Origin of the sequence: Alistipes sp. CAG:29, assembly GCF_000435435.1 — a bacterium.
Lineage (GTDB): Bacteria > Bacteroidota > Bacteroidia > Bacteroidales > Rikenellaceae > Alistipes > Alistipes onderdonkii.
Genome location: NZ_FR893391.1, coordinates 1 through 7952, shown reverse-complemented (window position 1 = coordinate 7952; position 7952 = coordinate 1). Strand labels below are relative to the sequence as shown.

The following is a 7952-nucleotide window of genomic DNA, read 5'->3' as shown; positions in this document are numbered from 1 at the left end:
AATCAGTCCAAACTTTGGGGTGCACATCATATATCCTCCCCTTTTTATATATAAAGGTATGGATCGCATTCGCACGGGGGGGGGAATTGCCTCTACGCAAACATTTACGTCTTTTAAGCACACATTTAAGGCCTGAATCATATCCCTCTACGCCAAAATTGCTACTTTTGTTAAATAATGGGAGATTGCCGGACATATCAGAGACATACTTCTGCGGAACATTCGCTCCGTAAGGCCGGTCATTTTACCCCCCCCCCACGGGACTGGGCTCATAGTAAACTAACAACCAACGTATTACACCCATATTTAGGGATGTTCTCAAAAGAGCATCCCTTTCTTGCGTTTACCTGTCACTTCCCTTTAATTTATAATACAATCCTACAAAATGAAAAGAAAAAACTATGAGATGCCCTCCGTGGAGGAGGTGCTCGTGCTCGTCGAACAAGGTTTCGCCGCGAGCCAGGTGGAAAAACCGGATGACGACACGAATGAATACTGATGTGTCCGTTCGGGAAACTTATGTGTATGACTAAAAAAAATAAAACGATGAAAATTAAACAGTTATCGTATTTATTGCTCGGAGCAGCCCTGTGCGGCTGTACGACGGACACGACGGAAGAGGCGGGGACGAAGAAAACCGATGCGGACTTCATCGTACGCGCCACCGTCGGGGACGACGGGCAGACCAGGGCCGATATGACGGAGGACGGGCTGAGGTTCTCGTTCAGCGCCGAGGATGCCGACCGGATCGGCCTGTACCTGAACTATCCGGCCAACGACTGGACAGATCAGAACCTCTGTTTCGAAGCCGTGAACTCGCAGACAAAAGGCTGGGTGGATTTCAAGCAGGTGTCTTCCTCGACATTTGCCATCCAGGAAGGGCTGAATGTTTACGCCTACTACCCGTACGAAGAAAACGAAGCCCAGGTATCGGGGACGACGGACGGCACGGCCGATTCGCGCGCGGCCGTGTCGAGCAACTGGGCGGGTACGCGCAACCTCGAAGTCCCGGCCGAACAGCAGCAGGTTGCCGGCGACGACTTTTCGAACCTGGCAAAATACTATGCACTGGCGGCCGTGCCCACCACGGTGGTCAACGATACGGACAATACTCCCACGGTAAAACTGAGTTTCTCGGGGATATTCGCGCTGCTCCGCATCCGGCTGGTGAACGATACGGACAACGACGTAACGATCGGCCGGGTCGATTTCGAGGCAGCCCGGAACCAGCCCCTGACGGGGCTCTATACGGCAGACCTGACGGCGAACCCCCAATTCGGGAATACGGACTACAAGACCACGGCCGTAGCGGGCAGAACGGACAACAAGGTATCGGTGACGCTCGCCGCCCCGGCGACCATCGCGGCCGGAGGAGACACCTATATTTACGCCGTAGTACATCCGCTGGTGGTCAGCTACTGCGTGATTACGGCATGGACGACCGACGGCTACAAGTTCGTGGAGCGCAAAACCTTCAACGACAATACCACGGTATCGTTGCAGCGCGACATCCGCAGGACGTTCAGATGTACGATGTCGGACAGCAACAAGCTCCCGGTGGACGCCCCGTCCCAGGATGCAGAGGGGTATTACGAGATCGACTCCTACGAGGACATGCTGTGGGTTTCGGAGAATGCCACCGACGCTTCGAAGAAATATAAAATGACGAAGGACATCGACATGACGGGCAAAATTTACACCCCGATCGGATTCGGCACCAATTACATCGAAGGCGCCAAGGCACAGGAGTTCGCAGGCGAATTCGACGGCGGAGGCCATACGATCAGCAACGTCACGGTCAATCCGTCGTACCACACCTGCGTGGGAATTTTCGGGGCTACGAAATCGGGCGCCGTGATCAAAAACCTGAAGGTCGCCAACCTCACCTACGAGAGCGACCTGCCGTCGGAGAAGGCAGGCCAGCGGAAATGGATCGGCGGACTGATCGGGTATGCCCTTCCCGGAACGACGGTTTCGGACGTGGCACTCACGAACATCAGTCTGACGGCAAACGGAAGCAAAGAAAGTGCCTCCACCTCCTACCGCATTGGCGGCGTGATAGGCCTGATGGAACTGGGATCGGCGGAGGTTTCACTCTACAAGAACATCACGGCCGACGGCGTGACGCTGACGGGCGGCTACGCACTGGGCGGTTTCGCGGGGACGATGCAGCAAAACGCCCGTATCGAGGAGTGCTCGGTGAAGAACGTCACCATCCGGCATAAGAACCAGATACTGTACGGGGAGACGAGCTATCCGGCTACCGGAGGGTATGTTTATGCCTCTTCGTATTTCGCGGGCGACGTGAACCAGGGAACGATCGACATCACCTGCTCCGGGGAGCTGGTCAGCGGGACGAATTCGCGCGAAGACCTCGACGGGCTCGGGTCGATGTATGAGTCGACGTGGGACATACAGCCCTATGTCGGCGAATTGTGCATCAGTACGCTGACCCTGAACGGCGAGGCGCTGAGCCGCAAGGTGGAGGTCGCAACACCGGAAGAACTGGCCGCAACGCTGGCATCGCGCGGCGGCGAGATCGCTGTGACCGCCGACCTCGACCTGACGGCCGCGCAAGCAGTGCAGGTCAACTACCCTACCGTGCTTACGCTCGGCCAAGGGACGAAGATAACGGTCTCGTCCAACAAGCTGGACAACTACTCGGATCTCACGGTTTCGGGCCCAGGCTCCATTACGGGCGATTACGGCCTGATCCGGAATTACGCAGGGGCCAACCTGACCATCGACGGGGGCGCGACGCTCGAAACGACCAATAACCAGCAGGGGTCGGGCATCCTGAACAACGGCGGCAAGGTCGTACTCGAGGACTGCACCGTCAACGCGGCTTTTTACGCCGTTGCCAACCAGGGCGGCGGCTCGCTGATTGTCAATAACGGGAAGTTCTCCTCGACGGCACACAACGGAAACGGCCAGTGGGCATATTGCATCCGCACGTTGGGCGAAGGGACGGAAACCGTCATCAACTACGCCGAGGTATCGGGCATACAAGGAGCCGTGACGGTCGACTCGGGCGGCAAGGTGACGATCAACGACGGTATTTTCTCGACCTACAATCTGTCAGGCACGGGCAACAATTTCCACGGGCTGGCCGTACTGGCCGACGGACATGCGGTCGTGAACGGCGGTAAATTTTACAGCGAAGGGCACGACTACTGCGTACGCCTGGGCGACGACGGTGCGGCAGCGGCTTCCGACCCGAGCACGGTCGAGCTGAAAGGCGGCTATTTCGGCGACATGGGGCTCGACAAGATCAACGGCGGCACGACGATCACCCCGGCAGCAGGTTACAAATTCGAACAACTGGCTGAACCGATTGTCGAGCAGTCCACGACCGTCCCCGGAAAAACCAACACCTACAAATACCGGATCGTGGCCCAATGACGGGCATGGTCATCACGAAACGCCTGCGGCGGCCGGGAAACCCGGACGGCAGACGATGCTGAAAGGGCAGCTCCCGCGGGGAGCTGCCCTTTTCAAAATCATATCTCAGCTTTCGCAGCCCGGCAAGGGGTTACATCCGCTCCGGGACGTCGATGCCGAGCAGGTTCATGCCGCGGCGGATGACACGCGCCACCTGCCCGGCCAGCCGGAGACGCATCGTGCGGGTCGCTGCATCCTCTTCCCGGAGGATCGAATGGTCATGGTAGTATCCGTTGAACTGCTTGGCCAGCTCGTAGACATAGGCGCCGATAACCGAGGGGGCGAAATTTTCGCCCGCGGCGGCCACGACCGACGGATATTCCGTGAGCGTCTTCACCAGGTCGATCTCCTCGGGCAGGTAATCGGCCTGCACGGCGGCGGAAAAGTCGATCCCGGCTTCGGTAGCCTTGCGCAGGATCGAGCAGATACGCGCATGGGTATATTGGATGAACGGCCCCGTATTGCCGTTGAAGTCGATGGATTCGCGCGGGTCGAAAAGCATGGTCTTCCTGGGGTCGACCTTGAGGATGAAATACTTGAGCGCCCCCAGCCCGACCATCGTCGACACGGCATTGGCTTCTTCTTCGGAGCAGCCGTCCAGCTTGCCCAGCTCGGCCGACATCTCGCGTGCGGTAGCGACCATGCCGGCGATCAGGTCGTCGGCGTCGACCACCGTGCCCTCGCGCGACTTCATCTTACCCTCGGGCAATTCCACCATGCCGTAGGAGAGGTGCGTGATATGGTCGCTCCAGTCGGCATACCCCAGTTTCTTGAGCACCAGCTTGAGCACCTGGAAGTGGTAGTTCTGTTCGTTACCCACGACATAGATCATGTCGTCGAGCTTGTTATCCTCGAAGCGGCGGTAGGCCGTACCCAGATCCTGCGTCATGTAGACCGAAGTCCCGTCGCCGCGCAGCAGCAGTTTCTCGTCCAGCCCGTCGGCCGTGAGGTCGATCCAGACCGAATTGTCGGGACGGCGGTAGAAAACACCCTTGCGGAGCCCCTCCTCGACGAGGCTCTTGCCCAGCAGGTAGGTCTGCGATTCGTAGTAAACCTTGTCGAAATCGACGCCCAGCGCCTTGTAGGTCACGTCGAAGCCCTCATACACCCAGCCGTTCATGGTTTCCCAAAGCGAGTAGACCTCAGGATCGCGGGCCTCCCACTTGCGCAGCATCTCCTGCGCCTCGAGCATCACGGGAGCGTTCTTTTTCGCCTCCTCTTCACTCTGCCCCTGCGCCATCAACTCCTTGATTTGCGCTTTGTAGTGCTTGTCGAATTCGACGTAGTATTTGCCTACGAGGTGGTCGCCCTTCATGCCCGACGTGGCGGGCGTTTCACCGTTGCCGTAGAGTTTCCACGCCAGCATCGACTTGCAGATATGGATGCCGCGGTCGTTCACCAGGTTGGCCTTGATGACGCTATGTCCGTTGGCCTTGAGTATCTGCGCCACGGAGTAGCCCAGCAGGTTGTTGCGGATATGCCCCAGGTGCAGGGGTTTGTTGGTATTGGGCGACGAATATTCGATCATGACCGTGCGCCCGGTGGCCGGGGCCTGCCCGAAATCGGCATCGGCAGCGACCTCGTCAAAACGCGCCGCCCAGAAAGCGCCGTCGAGCACGAGGTTCAGAAAACCCTTGATGACATTGAAAGACTTGATTTCGGGGACGTTGGCCGTCATATAACCGCCGATCTCGGTCGCAGTGGCTTCGGGCGACTTGCGGCTTCGTCGCAGCAGCGGGAAGGTCACGAGCGTATAATCGCCCTCGAATTCCTTGCGGGTCTTCTGAATCTGCAACTGTTCGCCGTCGAGCGTACCGTAAAGCGCCTCCACCGAGCGGCGGACGGCATCCGAAATAAAGTTCTCAATATTCATATCGTGAAAGAATTTGTCCGCAAATTTAGTATTTTTTCAGGGAATATTCAATCCCCGGCCCCATATTATTCGGACAGGGTGCAATACCCTGCCCCGGCACCGGTGGGCGCACAAATAAATTTGGCATTACACACGCCATGCATTATCTTTGCAGACAAACAAACCGGACACCCCAATGGAGTTCCTCATCATTCTATTATTAATCATCCTGAACGGCTTCTTCGCCATGTCGGAGATCGCCATGATCTCCGCGCGCCGCTCCAATCTGGAGATGCAGGCGCGGCAGGGCAACGCCGGGGCGCGGCAGGCGCAGAAGCTTATCGAAGACCCGGACAAATTCCTTTCGACCATCCAGATCGGCATCACGCTGATAGGCATCCTCACGGGTATCTACTCGGGCGATGCGCTGGCCTCGAAATTCGGCCGGGAGCTCGCCGCACTCGGCATTTCCCTGCGTACGGCCACGGTCGTGGCGCAGATCACGATCGTCATCGTCGTAACCTACCTGACCCTCATATTCGGGGAGCTCGTGCCCAAACGCATCGGCATGAACTCGGCGGAGAAGATCGCCAAACTGGTGGCCCGGCCCATGCGCCTGCTCTCGCAGCTGGCCTCGCCGTTCGTATGGCTCCTGTCGCGCAGCACCGCAGGCGTGACCCGCCTGCTGGGGCTCCGCAAATCGGATTCGAAGGTCACCGAGGAGGAAATACGCTCCATCATCCAGGAAGGCGCGGAGGACGGCGAAGTGCAGGAGGTCGAGCAGAAGATCATGGGCCGCGTATTTTCGCTGGGCGACAGGACGGTCGAGTCGATCATGACCTTCCGCAGCGAACTGGTATGGATCGACACCGCGATGACGCCGGAACAGATCCGCGAACAGGTCAACCGGGAGCCCCACAACCGCTATCCCGTCGGCGAAGGGAGCCTCGACAAGCTCGCAGGCGTCGTCTACCTGAAAGACCTGTTCCGACATATCGACGACCCCGGATTCGACATCCGCAACCACCTTTCGCCCGCCAAGTTCTTCCACGAGGGGGCCGAGGTATACAGCGCGCTGGAGCAATTGCGCAGCGAACAGCTCGGCTACGGCATCGTGTGCGACGAATTCGGCGTAACGCGCGGCATCGTCACCCTGAAGGACATCTTCGAGGCGCTGGTCGGCGAGATCCCCGACAGCTACGAGGAACCCGACATCGTACGGCGCGAGGACGGCAGCGTGCTCATCGACGGGCAGTGTCCGTTTTACGATTTCCTGGCCTTCTTCGGCGCGGAGAACGCCGTTCCCCGCAATGCCTACAATACGATCAGCGGACTGGTTCTCGACCAGCTGAAACACATTCCCGCCACGGGGGAGAAGCTCCGCTGGAACAGTTTCGACCTCGAGATCGTCGACATGGACGGCGTCCGCATCGACAAAATACTCGTAACACACGACCAAGTGAGCGAATCATGAAAATTGCCGACATAGAACTCGGGGAAAAACCCCTGCTGCTGGCGCCGATGGAGGACGTGACCGACCCGTCGTTCCGCTACATGTGCAAGCGTTTCGGCGCCGACGTGGTCTACACGGAATTCATCTCCTCCGACGGGCTGATACGCGACGCGGCCAAGTCGCTCAAAAAACTCGAAATCGACGACGCGGAGCGTCCGGTAGGCATCCAGCTCTACGGCCATCTGGTCGAACCGATGGTCGAGGCGGCGCGCATGGCCGAAGCGGCCGGCCCGGACATCATCGACATCAACTTCGGCTGCCCCGTGAAGAAGATCGCGGGGCGGGGTGCCGGGTCGGGCATGATGCGCGACGTGCCGCTGATGGTCGAAATGACGCGGCGGATCGTGGAGGCGGTCGGAAAACCCGTGACCGTGAAAACCCGCCTGGGCTGGGACGACGAGTCGAAAAACATCGAGGAGATAGCCCTGCGCCTGCAGGACGTCGGCATCGCGGCGCTCACGATACACGGCCGCACACGGGCCCAGATGTACCGCGGCGAAGCCGACTGGACGCTGATCGGCAAGGTGAAGAACAATCCGCAGATACAAATCCCGATCATCGGCAACGGCGATGTGGATTCGGGGCCGAAAGCGGCCGAAATGTTCGACCGCTACGGCGTGGACGGCGTGATGATCGGCCGCGCGACCTACGGGCGCCCGTGGATATTCCGCGAGGTGAAACACTACCTTGCCACGGGCGAAGTGCTGCCCCAGCCATCGATCTGCGAGCGGGTGGAGATCGCCAAGGAGCACCTGCGAAAATCGTTGGAAATCAAAGGTGAATACGTGGGCATCCTCGAAATGCGCCGCCACCTGTCCAACTATTTCAAGGGGCTGCCCGATTTCAAGCCTACGCGCCTGAAGCTGGTCACGCTGCTCGACATCCCCGAACTGTTCGCCACGCTCGACTCGATCGCCGAGCGCTGGGGCGATTTCGACGTGAGCGGCACAGTGCCCGCACCGCTGTCGCACGACCTGTAATCGATCGGGTTCACACGAAGGCCGATTCCGGTCGGTGACCGAGACGGAGATGGAACGGGGTTTTGCCCGCTCTGTGCAAAACAGCAAAAAATACGCCTGATCCCCTGTGTAGTTCCGGGGATAAAAAACAGAGGTATAAAAAAGTGTAAAGCAAAAGATAATCAAA

4 protein-coding genes are annotated in these 7952 nt (G+C 58.7%); 3 read left to right on the top strand and 1 reads right to left on the bottom strand.

The window, feature by feature from the left end; all coding sequences use genetic code 11:
* The first annotated feature begins 546 nt into the window (after positions 1-546).
* Complete coding sequence (locus QVP03_RS00495; protein ID WP_022331744.1) at positions 547-3402, top strand: fimbrillin family protein; 2856 nt, start codon at positions 547-549, stop codon at positions 3400-3402.
* Positions 3403-3532: 130 nt separating this feature from the next.
* Here QVP03_RS00495 and argS read toward each other — a convergent pair whose 3' ends face one another.
* Positions 3533-5314 (bottom strand): arginine--tRNA ligase, encoded by a 1782-nt coding sequence (argS, locus tag QVP03_RS00490; protein WP_022331743.1) that lies wholly within the window; start codon positions 5312-5314, stop codon positions 3533-3535.
* A gap of 175 nt (positions 5315-5489) precedes the next feature.
* Between argS and QVP03_RS00485 the strand changes: the two genes are divergently transcribed.
* Positions 5490-6767: a hemolysin family protein gene (locus tag QVP03_RS00485; protein WP_022331742.1), complete on the top strand. Its 1278-nt coding sequence runs from the start codon at positions 5490-5492 to the stop codon at positions 6765-6767.
* The gene (dusB, locus tag QVP03_RS00480) at positions 6764-7786 is read left to right on the top strand and encodes a tRNA dihydrouridine synthase DusB (protein WP_022331741.1); all 1023 of its coding nucleotides are present in this window, start codon (positions 6764-6766) and stop codon (positions 7784-7786) included. The genes QVP03_RS00485 and dusB overlap by 4 nt, the downstream gene beginning before the upstream one ends.
* The last annotated feature ends 166 nt before the right edge of the window (positions 7787-7952 follow it).

Excerpts from the sequence above, each read along its gene's own strand:
- QVP03_RS00495 (WP_022331744.1), top strand. The coding sequence starts at position 547 with ATGAAAATTAAACAGTTATCGTATTTATTGCTCGGAGCAGCCCTGTGC.
- argS (WP_022331743.1), bottom strand. The coding sequence starts at position 5,314 with ATGAATATTGAGAACTTTATTTCGGATGCCGTCCGCCGCTCGGTGGAG.
- QVP03_RS00485 (WP_022331742.1), top strand. The coding sequence starts at position 5,490 with ATGGAGTTCCTCATCATTCTATTATTAATCATCCTGAACGGCTTCTTC.
- dusB (WP_022331741.1), top strand. The coding sequence starts at position 6,764 with ATGAAAATTGCCGACATAGAACTCGGGGAAAAACCCCTGCTGCTGGCG.